This is a genomic window from Micromonospora globispora (assembly GCF_003857015.1).
GTDB lineage: Bacteria > Actinomycetota > Actinomycetes > Mycobacteriales > Micromonosporaceae > Micromonospora > Micromonospora globispora.
This window is the reverse complement of sequence record NZ_QGGF01000788.1, coordinates 1-1,419: the sequence shown is the minus strand read 5'-3', so window position 1 is coordinate 1,419 and position 1,419 is coordinate 1. Positions and strand designations below refer to the sequence as shown.

The window sequence follows — 1,419 nt, the reverse complement described above, 5'->3', positions numbered from 1 at the left end:
CGGCGCGGGCGGGGGCGTGGCGCGTCCGGTGGCCGGGCCGGGAACCGCCGGCGGTCCGTACCGGACGCCGGCGCTGTTCGCCGCCAGCCCGCCCGCCGGGACGGCGGGCCATTCAGGAGATTGCACGGAGTCCATCAATCACTCGCAGGATGATGTCGGGGTCAAGGGCGTCCTCGGCGTCGCCGACGTGGACGTCGAGGTGGCCGGCGGCCCGCAGGTCGCCGACCAGGACCCGGGTCACGCCGAAGTGCATCCGGGTCCGGGCGGAGATCTCCGCGACCGAGATCGGTTCACCGCAGAGCGCGACGATCGCCTGCAGTTCCGGGGCGAGCCGGGACGACACCGCCCAGGAGGTGCTCTCCGGCCGGGCGGTCACCTGGGTCTCCAGGCCGATCGCCGGGTCGGCGCCGGCGACCCGCCCGGCGGTCAGCACGAACGGTCGCGGGCCGCTCGGCTGCTCCGCGTCTTCGCCGGTCTCGTCGGTGGGCGGCGTCATCGCCGGTGCCGGCTCGGCGTCCGGGGACGGCGACCGCAGGTAGGGGCGGATCCGGACGCCAGGTTCCGGATCGGGTTCCTCGCCGGCCACCTCCGGGGTCATTGCTGTACGGCGTTCTTCAGCTCGGCGATGAGACGCGGGCTCAGGGCGCCACCGGCCCGCCCGGCGAAGAGGGTCATCTCGTACGCGACGGTGCCGAGGTTGGCCGACCGGTCGGCGACGACGCCGAGCACCGAGCCGCTGCTGATCGCGCTGATCAGCAGGTACCCGTCGGCCATGTCCACGATCACCCGGTTCAGCCCGCCGAGGGCGTACCAGCTGGCCGCGCCGCCCGCGAGGCTGGTCATCCCGGAGACCACCGCCGCGAGCCGCTCCGCGTTGGACCGGTCCTTGATCGCGGACATCGCCATCAGCAGCCCGTCGGAGGAGACCGCGATCGCCTCCATCACCCCGGCCGTGCTGGAGGTGAACGAGTCGAGCAGCCAGTTGAAGGTGCGGGCCTCCGGGCTGAGTTCCCCGGCGTGGTTCTGGCGGTCGACGTTGTCGTGCAGGAAGGGGTTGGTCACCGTGATGATCCCTCTTCGTAACGGCGGTCTGGACTGACTTCGCGCAGAGCACGGGCGACGCCCGCCTCGAACTCGGTCATGAGGTTGCGGACCTCGGCCGGGTCTCCGGGGTGGTGGCTGGGCAGGGGCACCGGCTGCGGGGTGACGGCCAGGTTCGCGCCGGGCACCCGCCGGCTGAGCCGCGGCCGGTCCGGCGTCCCCTCGATTGGGGTGCGGCCCTGCTCGGCGCGGCTCACCCCGGCCTGGAACTCCTCGACCAGGGCGCGGGCGGCGGCCGGGTCCGCTCCGGTGGCGTCGACCGGCCCGACGGCCGGCCCCGTACGCGGGAGGCTGGCGCCGGGCACCCGCTGGCGGATC

At 74.3% G+C, this 1,419-nt stretch carries 2 protein-coding genes and 1 pseudogene; all 3 read right to left on the bottom strand.

Annotation, left to right across the window (positions count from 1 at the left end; genetic code table 11):
• Nucleotides 1-112 precede the first annotated feature (112 nt).
• The gene (locus DKL51_RS34245) at nt 113-598 is read right to left on the bottom strand and encodes a DUF742 domain-containing protein (protein ID WP_109942677.1); all 486 of its coding nucleotides are present in this window, start codon (nt 596-598) and stop codon (nt 113-115) included.
• The gene (locus tag DKL51_RS34240; protein WP_109942676.1) at nt 595-1,062 is read right to left on the bottom strand and encodes a roadblock/LC7 domain-containing protein; all 468 of its coding nucleotides are present in this window, start codon (nt 1,060-1,062) and stop codon (nt 595-597) included. The genes DKL51_RS34245 and DKL51_RS34240 overlap by 4 nt, the downstream gene beginning before the upstream one ends.
• Nucleotides 1,059-1,419: pseudogene (locus DKL51_RS34235) on the bottom strand (histidine kinase); the annotation flags it as partial. The pseudogene DKL51_RS34235 and the gene DKL51_RS34240, both read right to left, overlap by 4 nt.